General features: G+C 72.4%; 24 protein-coding genes. 11 read left to right on the top strand and 13 right to left on the bottom strand.

Annotation, left to right across the window (positions count from 1 at the left end):
- Nucleotides 1-173 precede the first annotated feature (173 nt).
- Nucleotides 174-1,568, top strand: a complete 1,395-nt coding sequence (locus tag ACFY0F_RS36245) for a metallopeptidase TldD-related protein (RefSeq protein ID WP_388804402.1) — start codon at nt 174-176, stop codon at nt 1,566-1,568.
- Nucleotides 1,569-1,623: 55 nt separating this feature from the next.
- On the top strand, nt 1,624-2,892 hold the full coding sequence (gene tyrS / locus ACFY0F_RS36250) for a tyrosine--tRNA ligase (protein WP_388804405.1): 1,269 nt from the start codon (nt 1,624-1,626) through the stop codon (nt 2,890-2,892).
- A gap of 54 nt (nt 2,893-2,946) precedes the next feature.
- On the opposite strand, the gene ACFY0F_RS36255 is transcribed toward tyrS, so the two are convergent.
- Nucleotides 2,947-3,243 (bottom strand): GlsB/YeaQ/YmgE family stress response membrane protein, encoded by a 297-nt coding sequence (locus tag ACFY0F_RS36255; RefSeq protein WP_388804408.1) that lies wholly within the window; start codon nt 3,241-3,243, stop codon nt 2,947-2,949.
- 219 nt (nt 3,244-3,462) lie between these two features.
- Here ACFY0F_RS36255 and ACFY0F_RS36260 point away from each other — a divergent pair, with 219 nt between their 5' ends.
- Nucleotides 3,463-3,864 (top strand): DUF3099 domain-containing protein, encoded by a 402-nt coding sequence (locus ACFY0F_RS36260; RefSeq protein ID WP_388804411.1) that lies wholly within the window; start codon nt 3,463-3,465, stop codon nt 3,862-3,864.
- 213 nt (nt 3,865-4,077) lie between these two features.
- Complete coding sequence (locus tag ACFY0F_RS36265; RefSeq protein WP_388804413.1) at nt 4,078-4,296, top strand: hypothetical protein; 219 nt, start codon at nt 4,078-4,080, stop codon at nt 4,294-4,296.
- On the opposite strand, the gene moaA is transcribed toward ACFY0F_RS36265, so the two are convergent.
- The 3 genes from moaA to ACFY0F_RS36280 form a co-directional block, all read right to left on the bottom strand.
- A complete protein-coding gene (moaA, locus tag ACFY0F_RS36270) occupies nt 4,293-5,282 on the bottom strand; it encodes a GTP 3',8-cyclase MoaA (RefSeq protein ID WP_388804416.1) in 990 nt (329 codons plus the stop codon). The two genes, ACFY0F_RS36265 and moaA, sit on opposite strands and share 4 nt — an antisense overlap.
- 164 nt (nt 5,283-5,446) lie before the next feature.
- A complete protein-coding gene (locus tag ACFY0F_RS36275) occupies nt 5,447-7,072 on the bottom strand; it encodes a cation acetate symporter (protein ID WP_388804419.1) in 1,626 nt (541 codons plus the stop codon).
- Entirely contained in the window at nt 7,069-7,425 is a 357-nt protein-coding gene (locus ACFY0F_RS36280; RefSeq protein ID WP_388804422.1) for a DUF485 domain-containing protein, read from the bottom strand. The genes ACFY0F_RS36275 and ACFY0F_RS36280 overlap by 4 nt, the downstream gene beginning before the upstream one ends.
- Before the next feature lie 274 nt (nt 7,426-7,699).
- On the opposite strand from ACFY0F_RS36280, the gene ACFY0F_RS36285 reads away from it, so the two are divergent.
- The gene (locus ACFY0F_RS36285; RefSeq protein WP_388804424.1) at nt 7,700-9,220 is read left to right on the top strand and encodes a S8 family serine peptidase; all 1,521 of its coding nucleotides are present in this window, start codon (nt 7,700-7,702) and stop codon (nt 9,218-9,220) included.
- 70 nt (nt 9,221-9,290) lie between these two features.
- Nucleotides 9,291-10,664 carry a CoA transferase gene (locus tag ACFY0F_RS36290; protein WP_388804427.1) on the top strand — a complete coding sequence of 458 codons (1,374 nt, stop codon included), beginning with the start codon at nt 9,291-9,293 and terminating at the stop codon, nt 10,662-10,664.
- A gap of 23 nt (nt 10,665-10,687) precedes the next feature.
- Here ACFY0F_RS36290 and ACFY0F_RS36295 read toward each other — a convergent pair whose 3' ends face one another.
- From ACFY0F_RS36295 to ACFY0F_RS36315, 5 genes are read right to left on the bottom strand one after another with little or no spacing between them, the layout of a single operon-like run.
- The gene (locus tag ACFY0F_RS36295; protein ID WP_388804430.1) at nt 10,688-11,398 is read right to left on the bottom strand and encodes a VIT family protein; all 711 of its coding nucleotides are present in this window, start codon (nt 11,396-11,398) and stop codon (nt 10,688-10,690) included.
- A gap of 26 nt (nt 11,399-11,424) precedes the next feature.
- On the bottom strand, nt 11,425-12,687 hold the full coding sequence (locus ACFY0F_RS36300; RefSeq protein WP_388804433.1) for an amidohydrolase family protein: 1,263 nt from the start codon (nt 12,685-12,687) through the stop codon (nt 11,425-11,427).
- On the bottom strand, nt 12,684-13,967 hold the full coding sequence (locus ACFY0F_RS36305) for an amidohydrolase family protein (RefSeq protein ID WP_388804436.1): 1,284 nt from the start codon (nt 13,965-13,967) through the stop codon (nt 12,684-12,686). The genes ACFY0F_RS36300 and ACFY0F_RS36305 overlap by 4 nt, the downstream gene beginning before the upstream one ends.
- 9 nt (nt 13,968-13,976) lie before the next feature.
- Nucleotides 13,977-14,897, bottom strand: a complete 921-nt coding sequence (locus tag ACFY0F_RS36310; protein WP_388804438.1) for an SDR family NAD(P)-dependent oxidoreductase — start codon at nt 14,895-14,897, stop codon at nt 13,977-13,979.
- On the bottom strand, nt 14,897-15,703 hold the full coding sequence (locus ACFY0F_RS36315) for an acetoacetate decarboxylase family protein (RefSeq protein WP_388804441.1): 807 nt from the start codon (nt 15,701-15,703) through the stop codon (nt 14,897-14,899). The genes ACFY0F_RS36310 and ACFY0F_RS36315 overlap by 1 nt, the downstream gene beginning before the upstream one ends.
- 159 nt (nt 15,704-15,862) lie before the next feature.
- Between ACFY0F_RS36315 and ACFY0F_RS36320 the strand changes: the two genes are divergently transcribed.
- The 5 genes from ACFY0F_RS36320 to ACFY0F_RS36340 all read left to right on the top strand — a co-directional run bounded on the left by ACFY0F_RS36320 (nt 15,863) and on the right by ACFY0F_RS36340 (nt 20,689).
- The gene (locus ACFY0F_RS36320) at nt 15,863-16,870 is read left to right on the top strand and encodes a DEDDh family exonuclease (RefSeq protein WP_388804444.1); all 1,008 of its coding nucleotides are present in this window, start codon (nt 15,863-15,865) and stop codon (nt 16,868-16,870) included.
- A gap of 109 nt (nt 16,871-16,979) precedes the next feature.
- Nucleotides 16,980-17,213, top strand: coding sequence for a hypothetical protein (locus tag ACFY0F_RS36325; protein WP_388804446.1), 234 nt, complete (start codon nt 16,980-16,982; stop codon nt 17,211-17,213).
- 48 nt (nt 17,214-17,261) lie between these two features.
- The gene (locus ACFY0F_RS36330; RefSeq protein ID WP_388804449.1) at nt 17,262-18,056 is read left to right on the top strand and encodes an SURF1 family protein; all 795 of its coding nucleotides are present in this window, start codon (nt 17,262-17,264) and stop codon (nt 18,054-18,056) included.
- Nucleotides 18,057-18,140: 84 nt separating this feature from the next.
- Nucleotides 18,141-19,928, top strand: coding sequence for a glycoside hydrolase family 15 protein (locus ACFY0F_RS36335; RefSeq protein ID WP_388804451.1), 1,788 nt, complete (start codon nt 18,141-18,143; stop codon nt 19,926-19,928).
- Nucleotides 19,929-19,933: 5 nt separating this feature from the next.
- The gene (locus ACFY0F_RS36340; RefSeq protein ID WP_388804453.1) at nt 19,934-20,689 is read left to right on the top strand and encodes an SDR family oxidoreductase; all 756 of its coding nucleotides are present in this window, start codon (nt 19,934-19,936) and stop codon (nt 20,687-20,689) included.
- Between the two features lie 38 nt (nt 20,690-20,727).
- Here ACFY0F_RS36340 and amaP read toward each other — a convergent pair whose 3' ends face one another.
- Genes amaP through ACFY0F_RS36360 form a run of 4 tightly spaced genes read right to left on the bottom strand, consistent with a single transcriptional unit; the run spans nt 20,728 to nt 22,530 of the window.
- Entirely contained in the window at nt 20,728-21,315 is a 588-nt protein-coding gene (amaP, locus tag ACFY0F_RS36345; RefSeq protein ID WP_388804456.1) for an alkaline shock response membrane anchor protein AmaP, read from the bottom strand.
- A complete protein-coding gene (locus ACFY0F_RS36350; RefSeq protein WP_388804459.1) occupies nt 21,312-21,959 on the bottom strand; it encodes a DUF6286 domain-containing protein in 648 nt (215 codons plus the stop codon). Before ACFY0F_RS36350 ends, amaP begins: the two co-directional genes overlap by 4 nt.
- The gene (locus tag ACFY0F_RS36355; protein ID WP_388804462.1) at nt 21,956-22,339 is read right to left on the bottom strand and encodes a hypothetical protein; all 384 of its coding nucleotides are present in this window, start codon (nt 22,337-22,339) and stop codon (nt 21,956-21,958) included. The genes ACFY0F_RS36350 and ACFY0F_RS36355 overlap by 4 nt, the downstream gene beginning before the upstream one ends.
- On the bottom strand, nt 22,336-22,530 hold the full coding sequence (locus tag ACFY0F_RS36360; protein ID WP_388804465.1) for a hypothetical protein: 195 nt from the start codon (nt 22,528-22,530) through the stop codon (nt 22,336-22,338). The genes ACFY0F_RS36355 and ACFY0F_RS36360 overlap by 4 nt, the downstream gene beginning before the upstream one ends.
- Nucleotides 22,531-22,547: the final 17 nt, after the last annotated feature.

The following is a 22,547-nucleotide window of genomic DNA, read 5'->3' on the forward strand; positions in this document are numbered from 1 at the left end:
GATGAGCGCCAGCAGGGGCATCGGCTGGGGGTCCGGGGGTTACCCCCCGGGAAGGCACAGTCTCAACACGACGCAGGAGGCCGGTCGATGAGCGCCAGCAGGGGCATCGGCTGGGGGTCCGGGGGTTACCCCCCGGGAAGGCACAGTCTCAACACGACGCAGGAGGCCGGTCGATGAGCGCCCGTACCAACAAGCCGCACGAGGTCGTGGAGCGGGCCCTCGGGCTGTCCCGGGCCGACGGCTGTGTGGTGATCGCCGACGAGCACTCGACGGCCAACCTGCGCTGGGCGGGCAACGCGCTGACGACGAACGGCGTCACGCGCGGCCGTACGCTCACCGTGATCGCGACCGTGGACGGGCAGGAGGGCACCGCCTCCGGGGTGGTGTCGCGGTCCGCGGTGACCGCCGAGGAGCTGGAGCCCCTGGTACGGGCCGCGGAGGCCGCCGCGCGCGGCGCCGGGCCCGCGGAGGACGCGCAGCCGCTGGTCACGGACGTGCAGGAGTCCCCGGACTTCACGGACGCGCCCGCCGAGACCTCCTCGGCCGTGTTCGCGGACTTCGCCCCGGCGCTGGGCGAGGCGTTCGCACGCGCGCGTGCGGGCGGCCGGGAGCTGTACGGCTTCGCCAACCACGAGATGGTCTCGACGTACCTGGGCACGTCCACGGGCCTGCGCCTGCGGCACGACCAGCCCAACGGCACGCTGGAGGTCAACGCCAAGTCCCCGGACCGGGCGCGTTCGGCGTGGGCGGGCCGCTCCACCCGGGACTTCAAGGACGTCGACCCGGGGGCGCTCGACGCCGAGCTGGCCGTGCGGCTCGGCTGGGCCGAGCGGCGGATCGAGCTGCCCGCGGGCCGCTACGAGACGCTGCTGCCGCCGACCGCGGTGGCCGACCTGCTGATCTACCAGTTCTGGTCATCGTCGGGCCGGGACGCGGCCGAGGGCCGGACGGTGTTCTCCAAGCCGGGTGGCGGCACGCGACTCGGCGAGCGGCTGACCGAGCTGCCGCTGACCCTGCGCAGCGACCCGAACGAGCCGGGTCTGGAGTGCTCGCCGTTCGTGATCGCGCACTCCTCGGGCGGCGACCAGTCGGTGTTCGACAACGGGCTGCCGGTCCGGGGCACCGAGTGGGTCGGCGGCGGCCGGCTGGAGCACCTGACGACCACCCGGCACAGCGCGGACCTGACCGGGCTGCCGGTGGCCCCGGCGGGCGGCAATCTGATCCTGGACGGCGGCGAGGACCGCTCCCTGGAGGAGATGGTCGCGGCCACCGAGCGGGGTCTGCTGCTGACCTGCCTGTGGTACATCCGCGAGGTGGATCCGGCGACACTGCTGCTGACCGGACTGACCCGGGACGGTGTCTACCTCGTGGAGAACGGCGAGGTCACCGGTGAGGTGAACAACTTCCGGTTCAACGAGTCGCCGGTGGACCTGCTGGGGCGGGCGACGGAGGCCGGGCGCACGGAAAAGACGCTGCCGAGGGAGTGGAGCGACTGGTTCACTAGGGCTGCGATGCCCGCGCTGCGGGTGCCCGACTTCAATATGAGCTCTGTCAGCCAGGGCGTATAACCTCGTAGCCGGTAGTCACTCGGCTGCCCGAAGATCATCAAGGAGACAAGAGACCGTGACGGACATCGTCGACGAACTGAAGTGGCGGGGGCTGATCGCCCTCTCCACGGACGAGGACGCACTGCGCAAGGCGTTCGCGGACGGTCCCGTCACGTTCTATTGCGGCTTCGACCCGACCGCGCCCAGCCTGCACCTCGGCAACCTCGTGCAGATCCTGACCATGCGCCGGATCCAGCAGGCGGGCAACCGCCCGCTGGGCCTGGTCGGGGGCGCCACGGGTCTGATCGGCGACCCGAAGCCCAACGCGGAGCGCACCCTGAACTCGCCCGAGGTGGTCGGCCAGTGGGTCGAGCGGCTGCGCGCGCAGATCGCCCCGCTGCTGGACTTCGAGGGCCCGAACGCGGCGGTCATGGTCAACAACCTGGACTGGACCCAGGGCATGTCGGCCATCGAGTTCCTGCGGGACATGGGCAAGCACTTCCGGGTCAACAAGATGATCGCCAAGGAGGCCGTCGCCCGGCGGCTCAACTCCGACGCGGGCATCAGCTACACGGAGTTCAGCTACCAGATCCTGCAGGGCATGGACTTCCTGGAGCTGTACCGGCGGTACGGCTGCACACTGCAGACCGGCGGCAGCGACCAGTGGGGCAATCTCACGTCGGGCACCGACCTGATCCACCGGGTCGAGCCGGGTGCCGTGGTGCATGCGCTGGGCACGCCGCTGATCACCAAGGCGGACGGCACCAAGTTCGGCAAGACCGAGTCCGGCACGGTCTGGCTGGACCCGGAGATGACCACGCCGTACGCGTTCTACCAGTTCTGGGTGAACGCGGACGACCGGGACATCTCGAAGTTCCTGCGCATCTTCAGTTTCCGGTCCCGCGAGGAGATCGAGGAGCTGGAGAAGCAGACCGAGGAGCGCCCCCAGGCCCGTGCCGCGCAGCGGGCGCTGGCCGAGGAGCTGACGACGCTGGTGCACGGTGCCGACCAGACGGCCGCCGTGATCGCCGCGTCCAAGGCCCTCTTCGGCCAGGGCGAGCTGGCCGGGCTGGACGAGCGGACGCTGGCCGCGGCCCTGTCCGAGGTGCCGCACATCCAGGTCGCCGAGCTGGGCCCGGTGGTCGACCTGTTCGCCGAGGTCGGCCTGGTGGCCAGCAAGTCGGCAGCGCGGCGCACGGTGAAGGAGGGCGGCGCCTACGTGAACAACGTCAAGGTCGCCGCGGAGGACGCCGTCCCCGCCAAGGAGGACCTGCTGCACGGGCGCTGGCTGGTCCTGCGCCGCGGGAAGAAGAACCTGGCGGCCGTCGAGGTCGTCGGCGCGTGAGACCTGCCGGAGGGCGGCTCCCGTGAGGGGGAGCCGCCCTCCGGCGTATCCGTGTCAGACCTGCTGTTGCTGCTGCCGCTCCTTCTTCCGGTTGCCCCACAGCGCCATGTAGGCCATGTCTCCGACGGCGACGATGATGATCGCGGCGATGAGCTGGAAGAGGTGCCGGGTCCAGTCGATGCCCCGGGTCTCCGCGACGCCGAAGGCGCGGGCGATCGCGTTGCCCGCGACGGCGCCGAGCATGCCGAAGATGGTGGTCAGCCAGAGCGGGCTGTGCTGCTTGCCGGGGATGACCGCCTTGGCGATCAGACCCAGCACGAATCCGACGATGATCGCCCACAACCAGCCCATCACTGCCTCCTCGTACGGCTCGACGTGAGCATTACGCCAAGTCTCGGCGGGTCGGCCGCATGACGCATGTCGAGTACGGCCGGAGGGCGTACGGGCACCTACGTGGTGCGGCGGAGGCCGTTCGCGGGCCGGCGGGGGCGACCCGGTCTCGAAGGGGGCCCGGTCGCGGCGTACCGTGGGAGCCGGGGAGTGGCTGACACGGGCGGATGGTGGAATGTGATGCGGAAGCAGCATGGCGGCGGCAACGTCGAGGTGTTCCGGATCACCGGAGCCCGGACGGGCCTGGCGGAGGACGTGCGCGGCCGGCAGCGCCGGTATGTCATCTCCATGTCGATCCGTACGGTCGCGGTGATCCTCGCGGCCACCCTGTGGAACGTCGAACGGTACGTGGCCATCGTGGCCTTGGTGCTCGGCGCGGCCCTGCCCTACATCGCCGTGGTGGTCGCCAACGCGGGCCGCGAGCGGGCGCCGGGGCTGCCGTCGACCTTTGTGACCGTGCCGGTTCGGCCGATGATCGCTGCGCCGCCCGCGGCGGACGACACGCAGACGGAACCCGTGCCGGAGGACGTGCCGGTGGACCCCCCGACCGGGGTGCACGGTGAGCGGCGGGACCCCGTGTGACCATCGCGGATGCTCCGCGGGCGGACGTAGATTCCGCGCCAAGCTCAAGAAAAGCTCAGATCAATCATGCTGTTCCAGTGCCGGGCGACGGCTTACCCGTGACATACTTCGTACGCGCTCCGCATCCCCCGTCGGAGCGACGGACCGACGCCGGGCAGCTCCCCCCGTGGCTGCTCGGCGTCGCCTTTTTCCGCCGTGTGTGAGAACGAAGCCGTGACTGACGAGACTCCCATCTGCTCCGCCAAGGGCTGCCGTGCCGACGCCGTGTGGGTGCTGGCGTGGAACAACCCGAAGATCCACACGCCGGAGCGTCGCAAGACGTGGCTGGCGTGCGAGGAGCACCGTGAGCACCTGTCCCAGTTCCTCGGAGTACGAGGGTTCCTCAAGGACGTGGTGAAGTTCGCGGACTGGGAAGCGCCCGAAGCCTCCTAGCCGCCGATCGCCGACATCGGCCGGTCCGGCTGGACGAACGACGGGTCGTCCAGGCCCGCGCCGGCCTTCTTCCCCAAGGTCGCGAGCCGCCAGATGCGGGCGATCTCCTCGTCGGGGGCGCCGGAGCGCAGGGCGGCGCGCAGGTCCGTCTCCTCGGTGGCGAAGAGGCAGGTGCGTATCTGGCCGTCGGCGGTGAGGCGGGTGCGGTCGCAGGCGGCGCAGAACGGGCGGGTGACGGAGGCGATGACGCCGACGCGGTGCGGGCCGCCGTCGACGATCCAGCGTTCCGCCGGGGCCGAACCGCGTTCCTCGGAGCCCTCCGGGGTCAGCTCGAAGCGGGTGCGCAGGGAGGTCAGGATGTCGCCCGCGGTCACCATGCCCTCGCGCTTCCAGCCGTGCTGGGCGTCCAGGGGCATCTGCTCGATGAAGCGCAGCTCGTAGTCGTGCTCGATCGCCCAGGCGAGGAGGTCCGGGGCCTCGTCCTCGTTGAGGCCCGGCATGAGGACGGTGTTGACCTTCACCGGGGTCAGTCCGGCCTCGCGGGCGGCCTGGAGGCCGGCCAGGACGTCCTTGTGGCGGTCGCGCCGGGTGAGGGTCTTGAAGACGTCCGGCCGGAGCGTGTCGAGGGAGACGTTGACCCGGTCCAGGCCCGCCGCCTTCAGGGCGGCCGCGGTGCGCCCGAGGCCGATGCCGTTGGTCGTCAGGGACGTCTGGGGGCGGGGCTCCAGGGCGGCGACGCGCTCCACGATGCCCACCAGCCCGGGGCGCAGCAGGGGCTCGCCGCCGGTGAAGCGCACCTCGGTGATGCCGAGGGAGGCGACGGCGATGTCGATCAGGCGGACGATCTCATCGTCCGTGAGCAGGTCGGGCTTGGCCAGCCACTGCAGGCCCTCCTCGGGCATGCAGTACGTACAACGCAGGTTGCACCGGTCGGTCAGCGAGACCCTCAGGTCGGTGGCCACCCGGCCGAAGGTGTCGATGAGCACGTGGGCCCCCTCCCTCGTCGTGGATCACTGCGGTCACTCGTGTGCTGTCACTTGTGAGCCTACGCGACACCACTGACAGGGACACAGGTCCGCTTCCACGAGGTGGGACGCGGCCGCGCCGCGGGGGCCTGACGGTTCCCGCGACACGGCCGCCGGTACGCGGCTCAGTGGGCCCCGGTCCCGGTCAGGGAGCGCACCTCCAGCTCCGCGTACTTGCCCGCGTCCGGCGCCTCCTTCGACAGGAGGGTGCCGACGACGCCCAGCAGGAAGCCGACCGGGATCGAGATGATGCCCGGGTTCTCCAGCGGGAACCAGTGGAAGTCGGCGTCCGGGAACATCGACGTCTCCTTGCCGGAGACCACCGGTGAGAACAGCACCAGACCGACCGCGGTGACCAGGCCGCCGTAGATCGACCACAGGGCGCCCGAGGTGGTGAACCGCTTCCAGAACAGGCTGTAGAGGATGGTCGGCAGGTTGGCGGAGGCGGCGACCGCGAAGGCCAGGGCGACCAGGCCCGCCACGTTCAGGTCGCGGGCGAGGGCGCCCAGCACGATCGACACCGCGCCGATGCCGACCGTGGCCCAGCGGGCGGCGCCCAGTTCCTGCTTCTCGGTTGCCCGGCCCCGCTTGATGACGTTGGCGTAGATGTCGTGGGCGAAGGAGGACGACGAGGCCAGGGTCAGTCCCGCGACGACCGCGAGGATCGTGGCGAAGGCGACCGCGGAGATGGTGGCGAGCAGGACGGCGCCCCAGTTGGAGTCCACTCCGCCGAGGTGGAGGGCGAGCAGTGGTGCGGCCGTGTTGCCCGCCTTGTTGGAGGCGACGATCTCGTCCGGTTTGATCAGCGCGGCGGCGCCGAAGCCGAGGGCGAGCGTCATCAGGTAGAAGGCGCCGATGAGGCCGATCGCCCAGATCACCGACTTCCGGGCGGCCTTGGCGGTGGGGACGGTGTAGAAGCGGATCAGGATGTGCGGCAGGCCCGCGGTGCCCAGGACCAGGGCGAGGCCCAGGGAGATGAAGTCCAGCTTGGTGGTCCCGGTGGCGCCGTACTTCAGACCGGGCTCCAGGAACGCGGAGCCCTTGCCGCTGTTGTCGGCGGCCCTGCCCAGCAGGTCGGAGATGTTGAAGTGGAACTTCAGCAGGACCAGGAAGGTCAGCAGCACCGCACCCGCGATCAGCAGGACGGCCTTGACCATCTGGACCCAGGTGGTGCCCTTCATGCCGCCGATGGTGACGTACACGATCATCAGGAGGCCGACCAGGGCGACGATGCCGATCTTGCCGCCGTCGCTGGTGATGCCGAGCAGCAGTGAGACCAGGACGCCGGCTCCGGCCATCTGGGCCAGCAGGTAGAAGATCGACACCACGATCGTGGAGGTGCCGGCCGCCGTGCGCACGGGTCGCTGGCGCATGCGGTACGCCAGTACGTCGCCCATGGTGTAGCGGCCGGAGTTGCGCAGCGGTTCGGCGACCAGGAGCAGGGCGACCAGCCAGGCGACCAGGAAACCGATGGAGTACAGGAAGCCGTCGTAGCCGAACAGGGCGATGGCGCCGGCGATGCCGAGGAAGGACGCGGCCGACATGTAGTCGCCGGAGACGGCGAGGCCGTTCTGGAAACCGGTGAACTGCCGTCCGCCGGCGTAGAAGTCGGCGGCGCCCTTGGTCTGACGGCCCGCCCAGACGGTGATGACGAGGGTCGCGGCGACGAACACCGCGAACAGGGTGATGATCAGGGGCCGGTGCTCGCTCGCCTCACCGGCCGCCAGCACGCTCTGCTGCGGGATGCTCATGCGCCGCCCTCCATCCGGGACTTGATGGCCTCCGCCTTGGGGTCGAGGTGAGCGGCGGCACGCCGCGCGTACCACCAGGCGATGAGGAACGTGGTGAGGAACTGGGCGAGCCCCAGGACGAGGGCGACGTTGACGTTGCCGGCCACCTTGGTGCCCATGAAGTCGCCCGCGTAGTTGGAGAGCAGGACGTACAGCAGGTACCAGGCGATGAAGGCGATGGTCAGCGGGAAGGCGAAGGAGCGGTGGGACCGGCGCAGTTCCCCGAACTCCGCGCTCTCCTGCACCGCGACGAACTCCTCGGTGGAGGGGAGTTGGGGGTGGGTCTTCGAGGGGGGCGGTGTCTCGGTGGCCACGGGGTCTCCTCGGGTTGCGGGCGGTTTGCGGCGGCGGGGGCTCGATCCTGCTCGGGCTCCCCGTCGAAGGTCCACGGCGCCACGCGAGGTCCGGTTCAAGTCCTATGAGCTCTTTCGGAAGTCGTCTTTACGAAGTCATTGCTGGCCTGTGAGCCGGGGAGATAGCTTCACGTCTGCAGCACTCGTCATGTACCTGCCCGAGCACCACCTGTGCCTCGGGCCGGTTTCGTTTCCGGATGACATTCGGATGACTCTCGGATGATGTGGAGAACCCATGCCTCATCTGCGCACCCGACGTCGGCTCGCGCTCGCCGTACCCGTCGTGCTGTCGCTGACCGCGTCGCTCGGCTTCCTCCCGTCGCCGGTCTCGGCGACCCCGCTGACGGCTGAGGCGACGCCCGCCGCCGACGGCCCGAGCCTCTCGTACGTCGTCAACACGAGGACCGGCCACCACACGATCGCGTCGGTGCGGAAGGTGATCGCCGCGGCCGGCGGCAGCGTCGTGGTGGCGTACGACAGGATCGGCGTGATCGTCGTCCACTCGTCCAACCCCGACTTCGCCAAGACCATCCGCGAGGTGCGCGGCGTCGACTCCGCCGGCGCCACCAGGACCGCTCCGCTGCCCGCCCAGTCGACCACCGACGTCGGCACGCCGAAGGTGCTCGGTGCCGAGCAGGTCGCGGGCGCCCGGGCCGCCGACGGACAGGACCCGCTGGAGCCCCTGCAGTGGGACCTGCCCGCCATCAAGGCGGACAAGGCGCACGAGAAGACGCTCGGCAGCCGGAAGGTCACCGTCGCCGTCATCGACACCGGCGTCGACGACACCCACCCGGACATCGCGCCCAACTTCGACCGCGCCGCCTCCGCCAACTGCGTGTCGGGCAAGCCGGACACCACCGACGGTGCCTGGCGGCCCAGCGCGAGCGAGAGCCCGCACGGCACGCACGTGGCCGGTGAGATCGCGGGCGCGAAGAACGGCGTCGGCATCACGGGCGTGGCGCCGGGTGTCAGGGTGGCGGGCATCAAGGTGGGCAACCCGGACGGCTTCTTCTACACGGAGGCCGTGGTCTGCGGGTTCGTCTGGGCGGCCGAGCACCACGTCGACGTGACCAACAACAGCTATTACACCGACCCGTGGTACTTCAACTGCACCACCGACCCGGACCAGAAGGCCCTGGTCGACGCCGTCACCCGGGCCTCCCGGTACGCGGAGCGCAAGGGCGCGGTCAACGTCGCGGCGGCGGGCAACGAGAACTACGACCTGGCGTCCGACTCGATCACCGACCCGGTCTCGCCGAACGACTCCACCCCGTCGGACCGGGTGATCGACCCGCACAAGTGCTACGACATCCCCACCCAGCTCCCGGGGGTCGTGACGGTCGCGGCGACCGGCGCCAAGGGCATCAAGTCGTCCTTCTCCAACTACGGCCTGGGCGTGATCGACATAGCCGCGCCCGGCGGTGACTCGACGGCGTACCAGAAGCCGGAGCCCCCGGCGACGGACGGCCGGATCCTGGGCCCGCTGCCCGGCGGCAAGTGGGGCTACATGGCGGGCACGTCGATGGCGACCCCGCATGTCGCCGGTGTCGCCGCGTTGATCAAGTCAACCCACCCGCACGCCTCCGCCGCCCTGGTGAAGGCCCTGCTGTACGCCGAGGCCGACGCCACACCGTGCACCGACCCGTACGACATCAACGGGGACGGCAAGGTGGACGCGGTGTGCGAGGGGTCGACGAACCGCAACGGCTTCTACGGCTGGGGCACGGCGGACGCACTCGCCGCGGTGACCAGGTAGCTGACCACGTGGACGGGCGGAGGGGCGGGGCCGCCCTATATTGATTGAGTCAATACTGCATAGTGCAGTAATGACTGGAATCAAGTTGGCATGGTCCGCCCTGGGCGGCGACCCCGCCCTTCTCCCGCGGATCACCCCCGTCGTGCGGGAAGGCGCGCTCCCGGCGCGTCTTCCCGTCCGGGAGCTGGCCCGCTCCTGTGTGGGCGCCTGCGCGCTGGCCGCCGCCGAGCTGGGTGCCCGGCGCGCCGGGCTCGGTGCGGTGCCGGAGGTCCGGGTGGACGACGGTGCGGTCGCGACGGCGTTCCACAGTGAGCGGCATCTGCTCGTGGACGGGCGGGCGCCGGTCGCCTTCGCACCGCTGTCGCGGTTCTGGCGCACGGCCGACGGATGGGTGCGCACGCACGCCAACTACCCGCATCACCGGACGCGGCTGCTGGGTGCGCTGGGGCTGCCGCAGGACGCGTCCGTGGAAACCGTCGCCCAGCGGCTGGCCGGGCGCACCGCGCGGGAGACCGAGGAGACGGTGTACCGCGCGGGGGGCCTGGCGGTCGCGCTCCGTACCCCCGAGGAGTGGGCCGCGCACGACCAGGCCGCCGCCGTGGCCGCACGGCCGCTGGTCGAGCGCGGGCGGCTGGACTCGGCACGCGCGCGTGTACTGCCGCCGCTGGGTGACGCCACTCCCCTGCTGCCCGCCGCCGGACTGCGCGTCCTGGACCTGACCCGGGTCCTCGCGGGCCCGGTCGCCACCCGCACGCTCGCCCTGCTGGGCGCGGACGTGCTGCGCCTGGATCCGCCGCACCTGCCCGAACTGTCCGACCAGCACGCCGACACGGGCTTCGGAAAGCGGTCGGCGACGCTGGACCTCGCCACGGACGGCAAGGTCTTCGAGGAGTTGCTGGCCGAGGCGGACGTGGTGGTCACCGGATACCGGCCGGGCGCCCTCGACCGGTTCGGTCTCTCCCCTCGGGCGCTGGCCGAGCGGCGGCCCGGGCTGATCGTGGCGCAGGTGTCGGCCTGGGGCGCGTACGGGCCGTGGGACGGGCGGCGCGGCTTCGACAGCCTGGTGCAGGTCGCCACCGGCATCGCCGCCGTCGAGGGCTCGGCCGGCCGGCCCGGCGCGCTGCCCGCGCAGGCGCTCGACCACGGCACCGGCTATCTGCTGGCCGGGGCCGTACTGCGGGCGCTGACCGAGCAGTCGTACGACGGCGGCGGCCGTTTCGTCCGGCTGGCGCTCGCCCGGACCGCCCGCTGGCTGACGGACGGGCTCGAGCGGGGCGCCGGCGGCGACCTTCCGTACGACGGGCCGGACGCCTGGCTCACCGAGACGGACAGCCGGCTCGGGCGGCTGCGGTACGCGCGCCCGGCCGTCTCCTTCGCCGGCGGCCCGGCCGACTGGACACGGCCTCCGGTGCCCTGGGGTACGGACCCGGCCCGCTGGAGCTGAGCGGCGGGCCCGGCGGCCCTCCCCTACGCCCCCGCCGCGCCCAGCAGTGCCCCCGCCACGTAGGTCACGCCCATCGCCAGCGCACCGCCCGCCACGTTGCGCAGTACCGCCCGGCCGGGGGACGCCGCGCCGAGGCGGGCGCTGGTGTAGCCGGTCAGGACGAGGGCGGCCAGGACGGACACCACGGTCACCGGCAACCGCCAGCCGGGCGGCGGGAGGACGATCGCCAGCAGCGGTAGCAGAGCGCCGACGGTGAAGGCCAGGAAGCTCGCCCAGGCCGCGTGCCAGGGGTTGGTCAGCTCGTCCGGGTCGATGCCGAGCTCCACGCGCGCGTGGGCCCTCAACGCGTCCCGCGCGGTGAGCTGTTCCGCCGCTTCCCGCGCCACCTCCCGGGACAGTCCGCGGTCCTGCAGGAGTTCGGTCAGCTCCTCCAGTTCGGCCTCCGGCCGTTCCCTCAGCTCCCGTCTCTCGACCGCCAGGGCGGCCCGTTCGGAGTCGCGCTGGGTCGACACCGACACGTACTCCCCCGCCGCCATCGACATCGACCCGGCGAGCAGCCCGGCCAGCCCCGCGGTGAGCAGGGCGGCGCGGGAGTCCGTGGCGCCGGCCACGCCGACGACCAGTCCGGCGGTGGACACGATGCCGTCGTTCGCCCCGAGGACGGCGGCCCGCAGCCAGTTCAGGCGGGAGCCCAGTGCGCCGCCGTGGGCCTCGTCATGGGTTCGTTCGGTCACGCAAGCGAGGATCTCACCTCCGGCCGTCACCAGACCCGTACCGACGCCCCGCGGGCGAAGACCGGGCTGGTCGCGTCGGCGGGGGGTTCGGGGAGCGGCTGGGCGATCTCCGCCACCGTCGGGCCGGCCTTGGCCGCGATCGGGTCGAGGAGGCCGAGGTCGAAGCCGTAGACACGGGCGGCGTTGCCGCCGAGCATGGCCGCGAGCTCGCCTCGGGGGACGCCCGCGTAGGCGAGGCGCAGGGCCTCGCGGGTGTAGGGGTGGGTGCCCTCGTCGTGGGGGTAGTCGCTGCCCCACATGATCTTGTCGAGGCCGATGCGGTCGCGCAGCGGGACCTCGTGCGGGCGCATGAAGCTGGCGCCCACGTAGCAGTTGTCGCGCCAGACCTGCGAGGGTGCGCCGCCCATCGCGGAGGCCAGGCCCGCGCCGAACTTGGCCTCCGCCGTGGCCGCCTTCGTCCCGGCCGCGACCAGGCGGCCGTGGTAGTAGTCCAGCATGTCGAGGACCCCGGGGATCCATCCCGCGCCCTGCTCGGTCAGGACCAGCCTCAGGTCCGGGTACCGGCGGAAGGCGCCGCCGAAGACGAGGTGCCACAGCGCGCGGTGGGAGAACCAGGTGGTCTCGACCATGAAGACGGCCCGGGCGGCCGGTTCGTCGCCGAGCGGCGGGGAGGCGGAACCCGCGTGGTGGTTGACGGGCACGCCGAGTTCGGCGCAGACGGCCCAGATCGGGTCGTACGTCTCCGAGTACAGCTCGGGAAGCCCCGAGCCCGGCGGTGTGCCCGGCAGCAGCACCCCTCCCGTCAGGCCGGTGTCCGCCGCCCACCGGATCTCCTTCACGGCCTCCTCGACGTCGTTCAGGAGGATCTGGACGACGCCCGCGCGGCGGCCCGGCGCGGCCGCGCAGAAATCGGCGAGCCAGCGGTTGTGGGCGCGCAGGCCCGCCCACCGGCGGTCGAACTCCTCCGGGGTCGGCGTGGGCGCGCTCAGGGAGCCGGACGGGAAGAACGGCGGGATCGTGTTCGGGAAGACGACCTCCGCGACGATCCCGTCCGCCTCCAGCTCGGCCAGCCGGAGGTCGGAGTCCCAGTTGCGGTCGGCGGAGTCGGCGAGCAGGTCCTCGTACGGGTTGACGTACGTCGACGCCCAGGCGTCGAAGTCGTCGTGGTGGCGCCGTTCCAGGTACGGCCGGTAGTCGAGGAGGTCGGCGCCCGCGTGGCAGTCGGCGGAGATGACGGTGTAGCGGTCCTCGCCGTGGTCCTCGCCGAGGCGTTCTTCCGGGGAGCTCACGCGGTCACCCCCAGCGCCGGGAAGTCGTGGCCGGTCAGCCAGTGGCGGCCCACCTCGCGTGAGCGGGCCCAGGACGCCTCGACGGCCGTCTGGTCGTCCGGCTGGCCGAGGTCGGCGGGGGTGGGGCCGATGCGCCGGGCGAGCGGGGCCAGCTTCGCCACGTCGAAGCCGAAGACCTCGGCCGCCGCGAGGCCGAGCATGCGGCGGGTCTCGCTCACCGGGATGTCGTGGAAGGTGCGGCGCAGCCACGCGCGCGTGTCGGGCCAGGTGCCCTCGGGGTGCGGGAAGTCGCTGCCCCAGAGGATGTTGTCCACGCCGATCTCGTAGCGCTGGGCCAGCTCGCGGCGCTTGGTGTTGGTGGCGCAGACGAACACCTGCCGGTCGAGGTACTCGTGCGGCGGGTGCTTCAGCCCCTGGAAGGGGGAGAGCTTCTTGCCGCCGTGCGCGCCGAGGTAGAGGCGGTCCATGAACCACAGCAGGTTCGGCAGCCACCAGCAGCCGGACTCGGCGACGCCGAAGCGCAGGCCGGGGTGGCGTTCGAAGACGCCCGACCAGAGCAGGAACCACAGGGGGCGGGCGGGCCACCAGGTGACCTCGGAGACGAAGATCCCGAGGTGGTCGCCGTACTCGTGGCGCGGGGCCGCTCCGGAGTGCGTCAGCACGGGCATCGCGCACTCGGCCGCCGCCGCCCACACCGGGTCGTAACGGCGGTCGTGGTAGGGCTCCTTGTCGACCCACATGGACGGGATCATCAGGGCGCCGAGCCCGGACTCCTTCGCGCGGTGGATCTCGGCGACCACCTGCTCGGCCGGGGCCGTGACGGGCAGCAGGGCCACTCCGCAGTGCCGTTCGGGGTGCTCGGAGACGAAGTCGGCCAGCCAGCGGTTGTGCGCCCGGGCGCCCGCCATGCCCAGCTCGGGGTCCTGGTCACCGGAGAGGCCGAGGCCCACGCCGAAGGGGGCGGCGGTGCGGCTGTCCACGGCGTCGGCGTCGGGGAAGACCACCTCGGCGGCCACCCCGTCGCCGTCCAGCTCCTTCAGGCGCTGCGCGGTGTCCCAGCCGCCGCGCAGGCCCTCCTCGTTGTCCTGGAACCACTTGTCCGCGAACGCCTCGTTGCGGATGCCGAGCCGGGTCATCTCCTCGCGGCGCCGGTCGCGGCCGGCGAGGAACTCGTCGAAGTCGCGGTGGAAGCGGGCCTCCAGGTAGGGCCGGTACTCCTCGGTGGGCAGCCCGGCGTGGCAGTCGGAGGAGACGATCAGGTACGGGTCCTGGCCGGTCACATCGGCCTCCTAGTCCAACTTGTCCGACTTATCCAGGTTGTTCAGGTTGTCCAGTATGAAGCTCTCGAGGTACGACGGGTTCGCGCGGTCCAGCATCGACCGTGCCCGCGCGCGGATCTGCGCGTCGCTGTGCTCGCTGGGCGGCAGCAGCCAGAACCGGTCGGCGCGGACGCCGTCCACGACGAGGTCGGCGACCTCCTCGACGGGCGTGAAGCTGACCTCCTCGCCGGCCGCGCGCATCGCCGCCTCCCACTGGTCGAGGCTGCGGTACGGGGTCCTGCGGGGCCGCTGCTTGGCGTACCGGGCGGGCCGGTTGCGGTGCGACTCCCACAGGCCGGTGCGCAGCATGTGCGGGCCGGGGAAGAGCACCGAGGCGCCCACGCGCGCGTGCTCCGCCTTCAGGTGGGCGTACAGGGACTCGGTCATCGTGACGACGGCCGCTTTGGTGACGGCGTACACCGAGGCGGTGGGCAGCGGGGCGATGCCGCCGTCGCCGGATGAGGTGTTGACGACGTGTCCGGGCTCCCCGGAGGCGAGCATCCGGGGCACGAAGGCCTGGACGCCATGGAAGACGCCCCACACGTTGACCGCGAACGCCCACTGCCAGTCGTTCGGATCGTGCTCCCACATGCGGCCCTCGGCGCCCGAGCCGACCCCGGCGTTGTTGCACAGGACGTGCACGGCGCCGTACGTCTCGTACGCCGACGCGGCGAGGTCCAGGACCTGTTCGCGGACGCCGACGTCGACCACGCGCGCGTGCACATCGGCGCCGTCCGCGCGCAGGTCGTCGGCGGCCTTGGCCAGGGCGGCCTCCTCGACGTCGGCCAGGACCACCTTCAGGCCCTCCGCCGCGAACCGCCGGGCCATGGCGAGGCCGATGCCGCTCGCGGCGCCGGTGACGACCGCGACCTGTCCCTCCCTCAGCTCCATCAGAGGCTCCCCTCGGGGGCCTGCGGTGGTGCGTCCAGGACCTGGCGCGGATCGTCGTAGCGCTGGTGGACGTACGGCAACAGGGCCCGCGGGTCGACCCGTTCGACGACCCTGCCGCGCTGGTCGCCGGTCTTCTCGCCGAGGGTGATCTCGACCAGGCGCAGGACCGGCAGATCGGCGACGGGGTCGTACATGGACTCGCGCAGGACGACGTCCCCGGTGACGGCCTGGAGCCTGCGCACCTTCTCGTGGCGCACGCAGTGCACCAGCAGCGGGTCGCCGTCGAAGCCGGAACCGCCCACCGCGGGCAGGAACTTGAAGTAGAAGTCGGTCTTGTGCGCCGGCTCGGGCAAGGGGAGGTCGCCGCCGACCGTGCCGCGCACCTCGACGAAGGCGATGCCGTGCCGGGCCATCGACGCGCGCACCGCCGGCCCGTCCCGTTCGACGCTCACCTCGCCGAGTTTCTTGGGCTCGCCGAAGACCTCGCGGCCGCCGGTCAGGGCACGCTCGTGGGTCATCGGCATCACCAGCGGGTACCAGCCCTCGGTTCCGTCGTGGGCGGCGGCGACCGCGAACGAGCCCGCGCCGAGCGGGTACCCGGGCAGGTCGACCTTGCTGATGTTCACCCGGACGAGGGGGCGTCCGGTCGGTTTGAGCGGGGGTGGCAGCACCGCCGCCACCGCGTCCGGATCGGTCTCCCAGAGGGCCACCACGCCGGTGGACCAGATGTCGGGGAGCTTCGCGCTCGCGGTGCGCGTGGCCGTGACCTCCGCCTCGGTCCGTGCGCCGTACCGTACGCGTGCCATACGCCGTACCGCCCTTCCATGGGCCGTCAACCGCCGGGCGGCAGCACGGTGGCACCGGCCGGTGAAAAGGTCCATAGCCGCGCAGGAGCGGGGCTTGACGGCGCCGCACGCCAACCTCCGGGCGGGGACTGTCAGTCATGGCCCGTATCCTCATTGACCATGCTCGAAGACGTCACGACCGCAGCGTCCTCCGCCACCCGGTGGCCGACCGCGTATCCCCAGGGATACGCGGTCGTTGACGTGGAGACCACCGGCCTGGCCAGGGACGACCGGATAGTCTCCGCGGCCGTCTACCGGCTGGACGCCCGCGGTGAGGTCGAGGACCACTGGTACACGCTGGTCAATCCGGAGCGGGACCCGGGCCCGGTGTGGATCCACGGCCTGACGAGCGAGGCGCTCGAGGGCGCGCCGCTGTTCACCGACATCGCCGAGGAGTTCGCCGCCCGGCTCGAGGGCCGGGTGCTGGTCGCACACAACGCCGTCTTCGACTGGCAGATGATCGCCCGGGAGTACGCGCGCGCGGAACGCGAGGCCCCGGTGCGGCAGCGGCTGTGCACGATCGCGCTCTCGAAGGAACTGGGCCTGCCGCTGCCCAACCACAAGCTGGAGTCGCTGGCGGCCCACTTCGGCGTCGAGCAGCGGCGCGCGCACCACGCCCTGGACGACGCGCGGGTGCTCGCGGAGGCGTTCCGGCCCAGTCTGCGGGCCGCGGCCGAGGGTGGCGTGCGGCTGCCGCTGCTGGAGTGCCGGCCGCTGACCGAGTGGCAGGACCGGCCCGCGCCCCGGATCGGCCGACAGGCGGTCGGTGAAGGCTCCGGTGGCTACGGGGGCTACCGGCCCGGCAGTTGGCGCCCGTCCCGGAAGCGGCCCGCCTGCCCGTATCCCAACCCGGGCCGTTACGAGGAGGGCAAACGCCTCAAGCAGGGCATGCGGGTCGCCTTCTCCGGGGACACCTCGGTCGAGCGCGAGCTGCTGGAGGACCGGGCGACGGAGGCGGGCCTGCACGTCGCGACCAGCCTGTCCCGGCTGACCAGTCTGCTGGTGACCAACGATCCGGACTCGGGCACCTCCAAGGTGGTCAAGGCCCGGCAGTACGGCACGCCGGTGGTGGACGAGGCGGCCTTCGGGCAGCTCCTCGCGGACGTGGAGCCCGCCTCGGAGGAGTGACCGCACGGACCGACCGTATGAACGGGTGACCGTACGGACGGGTGATTGTCGTACGACTCGCCCGGCGCCCGCTCGCGCGGGGCGACTACCACGGCTCACCCTGTGGCGCATGGCGAGATGCGAAGTGTGCGGCAATGACTACGGTATGTCCTTCGAGGTGCACGCCCAGGGCGCGGTGCACGTCTTCGACTGCTTCTCCTGCGCGATCCACCGCATGGCCCCGATCTGCGAGCACTGCCGGGTGCAGATCATCGGTCAGGGCGTCGAGGTCGAGGGCCACTGGTACTGCGGCGCCCACTGCGCGCGCTCCGAGGGGAGGGTGGGCATCGTCGACAAGGTGTGACCGGTACCCGCCCGCTTGCACCCCCCGACCGAGTTGTACCGTCGTGGGGTGCACCAGTACCGCTTCCTGCTGACCCGCCAGTGGGTGATCCTCACCCTGGTGGCCCTGCTGCTGATCCCCACGATGATCCGGCTGGGCTTCTGGCAGAAGCACCGTTACGAGGAACGCAGCGCCCGTAACCAGCTGGTCACCGAGGCGCTGTCGGCCAAGCCGGTCCCCGTGGAGCGGCTGACGGCCCCCGGGCACGCCGTCACCCGTACCGACCGGTACCGCACGGTCACGGCGACGGGCACGTTCGACACCGCGCGGGAAGAGGTCGTCCGGCGCCGGGTCAACGCCGACGACGAGGTCGGGTTCCACGTGCTCACCCCGTTCGTGCTGACGGACGGCAGGGTGCTGCTGGTCAACCGCGGCTGGATCCCGGCGGCCGGGGCGCAGACCGCCTTCCCGAAGATCCCCGCCCCGCCCGGCGGCCGGACCACGGTCACCGGGCGGCTGATGCCCGACGAGACGACGGCGGCCAGCGGCATCAAGGAGATCAAGGGGCTGCCGGACCGGCAGATCATGCTGATCAACAGCCAGGAGCAGGCGAGGCGGCTCGGCGCCCAGGTGCTCGGCGGCTACATCCAGCAGACGGCGCCGGAGCCCAGGGGCGGCAGCCCCGAGCAGCTCTCCGACCCCGGCAAGGAAGACGCGCCGCTGAACTACGCGTACATGATCCAGTGGTGGCTGTTCGCCGCGGGTGTCCCGTACGGCTGGTTCGTCCTGGTGCGCCGCGAGGCCCGGTCACGGGCGGAGAAGGCCGGGCAGCAGAGCGAGGAGCCGACGCCCGCCGCGGTGTGAGCCCGAGAAGAGCACGTCCGAGCGGTCACCTTCCCGGCCCAGCGGGCTGATTGCCGCGGTGGCGGGCCGGGAATCCGGAAAGCCGTGCATCCGCGCATCGAGGACTACGCCCTCATCGGCGACGAGCAGACCGCGGCCCTGGTCGGCAGGGACGGTTCCGTCGACTGGCTGTGTCTGCCCCGCTTCGACTCCGCCGCCTGCTTCGCCCGGCTGCTGGGTGACGAGGAGCACGGCCACTGGAGGATCGCCCCCTTGGGCGCCGGGCCCTGCACCCGCCGTGCCTACCGCCGCGACACGCTGGTCCTCGACACCGAGTGGGACACCCCGGACGGATCGGTCCGGATCACGGACCTGATGCCGCAGCGCGACCGCGCACCCGACGTCGTACGCATCGTCGAGGGCCTCTCCGGCCGGGTCACCGTCCGCAGCACCCTCCGTCTCCGCTTCGACTACGGCTCGATCGTGCCGTGGGTGCGCCGGTCCGGCGATCACCGGGTCGCCGTCGCGGGGCCCGACTCGGTGTGGCTGCGCAGCGAACCGGCGGTGCGCACCTGGGGGGAGGACTTCAGCACGCACGCGCAGTTCACCCTCGGCAAGGGCGAACGGGTCGCGTTCGTGCTCACCTGGCACCCCTCGCACCAGCCGCGTCCCCCGCTCGTCGACCCGTACGACGCCCTGCGGGCCAGCGTGCGGGACTGGCGGCGCTGGGCGTCCCACTGCCGCTACCAGGGGCCGTACCGGGACGCGGTCATGCGCTCCCTCATCACCCTCAAGGCCCTGACCTACGCGCCGACCGGCGGCATCGTCGCCGCGGCCACCACCTCGCTCCCCGAGGAACCGGGCGGCGTACGCAACTGGGACTACCGCTACTGCTGGCTGCGCGACTCCACCCTCACGCTCGGCGCCCTGCTCGCGGCGGGCTACCACAAGGAGGCGGAGGCCTGGCGTGACTGGCTGGTGCGCGCGGTCGCGGGCGACCCGGCGGACCTGCAGATCATGTACGGCCTCGCGGGCGAGCGCCGGCTGCCCGAGTTCGAACTGCCCTGGCTCCCCGGATTCGCCGGCTCGGCGCCCGTAAGGATCGGCAACGACGCCGTCCGGCAGTTGCAGCTCGACGTGTACGGCGAGGTCATGGACTCGCTGTCGCTGTCGCGGCGCGCGGGTCTGCCGCCGAGGCCGCACATCTGGTCGTTGCAGGCCGTGCTGCTGGAGTTCCTGCGCTCGGTCTGGCGGCAGCCGGACGAGGGCCTGTGGGAGGTGCGGGGCGGGCCGCGGCAGTTCGTGCACTCGAAGGTGATGGTGTGGGTGGCCGCCGACCGTGCCGTGCGGACGCTGGAGGAGCATCCCGAGCTGCCCGGCGACGTGGACGGCTGGCGCGCGTTGCGCGACGAGGTCCACCGGGAGGTGTGCGAGAAGGGCTACGACCCCGAGCGCCGGACCTTCACGCAGTCCTACGGGTCGCGCGAGCTGGACGCGGCCGTGCTGCTCATCCCGCGCGTCGGCTTCCTGCCGGCCCACGATCCGCGGGTGGTCGGCACGGTCGACGCCGTCCGCGCCGAGCTCGGGCACGGCGGTTTCGTACGCCGCTACGACACCGACGACGACGCGTCCGTCGACGGGATGCCCGGCGGGGAGGGCGTCTTCCTCGCGTGCTCGTTCTGGCTCGCGGACGCCCTGCACATGACGGGCCGGACGCAGGAGGCCCGGGAGCTGTTCGAACGGCTGGTGGGCGTCGCCAACGACGTGGGGCTGCTGTCGGAGGAGTACGACCCGGTGGCCCGCTGCCAGCTCGGGAACTTCCCGCAGGCCTTCAGCCACATCGGTCTGGTGAACACCGCCCTCGCCCTGTTCGGGACCGAGGAGGCAGGATAGAGGCCATGGATCTTGGACTGAAGGACCGGGTGTACGTCGTCACCGGGGCCACGCGCGGCCTGGGCAACGCCGCCGCGCGTGAGCTCGTCGCCGACGGGGCGAAGGTGGTCATCACGGGACGGGACGAGAAGCGGGTCGCCGACGCGGCGGCCGAGCTGGGCGCGAACGCGGCCGGGGTCGCCGTCGACAACGCCGACCCGCAGGGCGCGGAGCGGCTGATCGCGGCCGCCCGGGAGCGCTTCGGCGGCTTCCACGGTGTGCTGATCAGCGTCGGCGGGCCGCCCCCGGGGTTCGTCGCGGACAACACGGACGAGCAGTGGCGGGACGCGTTCGAGTCGGTGTTCCTCGGTGCGGTGCGGGTCGCCCGCGCGGCGGCGGCGGAACTGGAGCCGGGCGGGGTCATAGGGTTCGTGCTGTCCGGGTCGGTGCACGAACCGATTCCGGGGCTGACCGTCTCGAACGGGCTGCGGCCGGGTCTCGCCGGGTTCGCCAAGTCGATCGCGGACGAGCTGGGGCCGCGGGGCATCCGGGTGGTGGGGCTGCTGCCGTCGCGCATCGACACGGACCGCGTGCGCGAGCTGGACGGGTTGTCCGCCGACCCCGAGGCCACCCGGGCCGCGAACGAGTCCCGGATTCCGCTGCGGCGGTACGGGGCTCCTGAGGAGTTCGGGCGGGTCGCGGCGTTTCTGCTGTCTCCGGCCGCGTCCTATCTGACGGGAATCATGCTCCCGGTCGACGGCGGGATGCGGCACGGGTTCTGAGGCCCGTGCGCTCGCTGCCAGGGGGGTCTGGTCGGGGTTCAGGCCACCCGTTCCGCGCGGTGCCTGACCGCGCGCAGGCGTACCTCCGCCGGGAGCGCCCGCAGGCCCGCCGACACGCGGGCGTCGGTCAGGGCCTGGGCGGCGAAGTCCCGCAGGGTCGTCGCGGGGTCGGCGTCCGCGTGCAGCCGCAGCCACGCCCGCGCCCGCGGGGCGGTACGGCGGCCGGTCAGCAGCAGGCGGGTGTCGGCGACGCCCTTCCGGCGGGCCGTGTCGGCGGTCAGGGCGGCTTCCAGGGCGCGGCCCCGCAGGAGCGCCGTCTCCCCGTCGCCGGTGTCGACGAGCACGTCGGCGAGCCTGCGGCGGCGCAGTACCGCGGTCAGCCACCACAGGGCGAGCAGGACCAGGAGGGCGAGCGCGGCGAGGACGGCCGGCCACCACCAGCCGGCGTCCCGCCAGCGCGTCCGCTCGGCGTCACTGAGCAGGACATCGTGCGGGCCCTGGTGGATCCACCAGGAGGGCGGCCGGACCCCGAGCCCCACGGCCAGCACCGAGCCGCCCAGGGCGAGGAGCACCAGCCCCACCAGCCCGGTCAGCGTCCGGTTGACGGCATTGAGCACCGCGCTCACCCCTTCCGTTTGGGCCGGCGGACGCGCAGCGACAGCTTGGGCGGCCGAGCAAGGCCCAGCCCCTCGACGGCCGTGGTGAGGGCCGTGTCGAGGTCGGCGCGTACCTCGTCGAGGTCGCGGAAGTGCGAGACCGCGCGGACGTCGGCCTTCCTGCGGCCCATCCGGACCCTCACCGACTGCACGCCCGAGACCTGCACGGCTCGGTCCCGCAGGACCATGGCTGCCGCCGCGCGCTGCAGTCCGGCGCGTACGTCGGGGTGCGGGCGGCGCATCGTCAGCAGCTCCCGCAGACCGGGCGTGACCGCGAGCACCAGCAGCCAGAGGCCGAGGGCCGCCGCGACGCCCGCGCCGAGCAGCACCCATCTGTCGTCGAGCGGCCGTTCGGCGAGCTGCCGGACGAGGACGCGACGCCAGCTCATGGCGGGCAGGTGGGCGCGGACGGCCGCGATGTCGTAGAGGAAGACCACGGCGACGACGAGGAGCAGTGCCGCGACGATGCCCGCGGGGACGCGGCGGGCCGACCAGAAGCGGCCGTTCCTCCCGCCGGCCGGCACCGGCGGGTCGCCCGCCGCCGGTGGGGGCGCCTTCTCCATGACCACCGGCAGTCGCCGGGTGGTGCCCTCGGTTCCTCCGGGCTCGCTCATCGCGTCCTCCCGCCGGCCGTGCCCCGCGGGTGCGCCGGATGCAGCCGTTCGACCCGGACGGTGACCTCACGGACCGCCATTCCCGCCAGTGTGGTCACCCGATCGGTGACCTGGTGGCGCACCGCGCGGCAGCGGGCCGGGATGTCGGACGGGTAGCCCAGTTCGAGGTGGACGAGGACCCGGACGGAGTCACGGTGGACGACGACGCCGGTGGAGGGCGGTGCCGCCGGTCCGGGCAGCGGGCCGACCGCCTCGCGTGCCGCCTGTGCCGCGATCTTCGCAACGACCTTGTCGCCGATCCGGAGGGCGCCTCGCTCCCCGGGCGCGACGACGGTCGCCGGCTCGCGCACCTCACCGGCGGCGCCGCTCATGGCGGTCACGGCCGCCGCTCGCGCCGGTCGTCCCGGGTGCGGAAGAAGTCGCCCGGTGCCAGGTCGCCGTCCGCGAACCTGCCTGCGACGAACCCGACGGCTCCCAGGGCGGCCACCAGCAGGAAGGCTCCGAATCCGCCGAAGTACCCGGCGAAGCCCAACGCCATCCCTGCGATCATGCCGACCACGGCCATGCTCATGTTGCGCTCCCTAGCTG

The sequence above is a fragment of the Streptomyces sp. NPDC001544 genome (assembly GCF_042894285.1).
Lineage (GTDB): Bacteria > Actinomycetota > Actinomycetes > Streptomycetales > Streptomycetaceae > Streptomyces.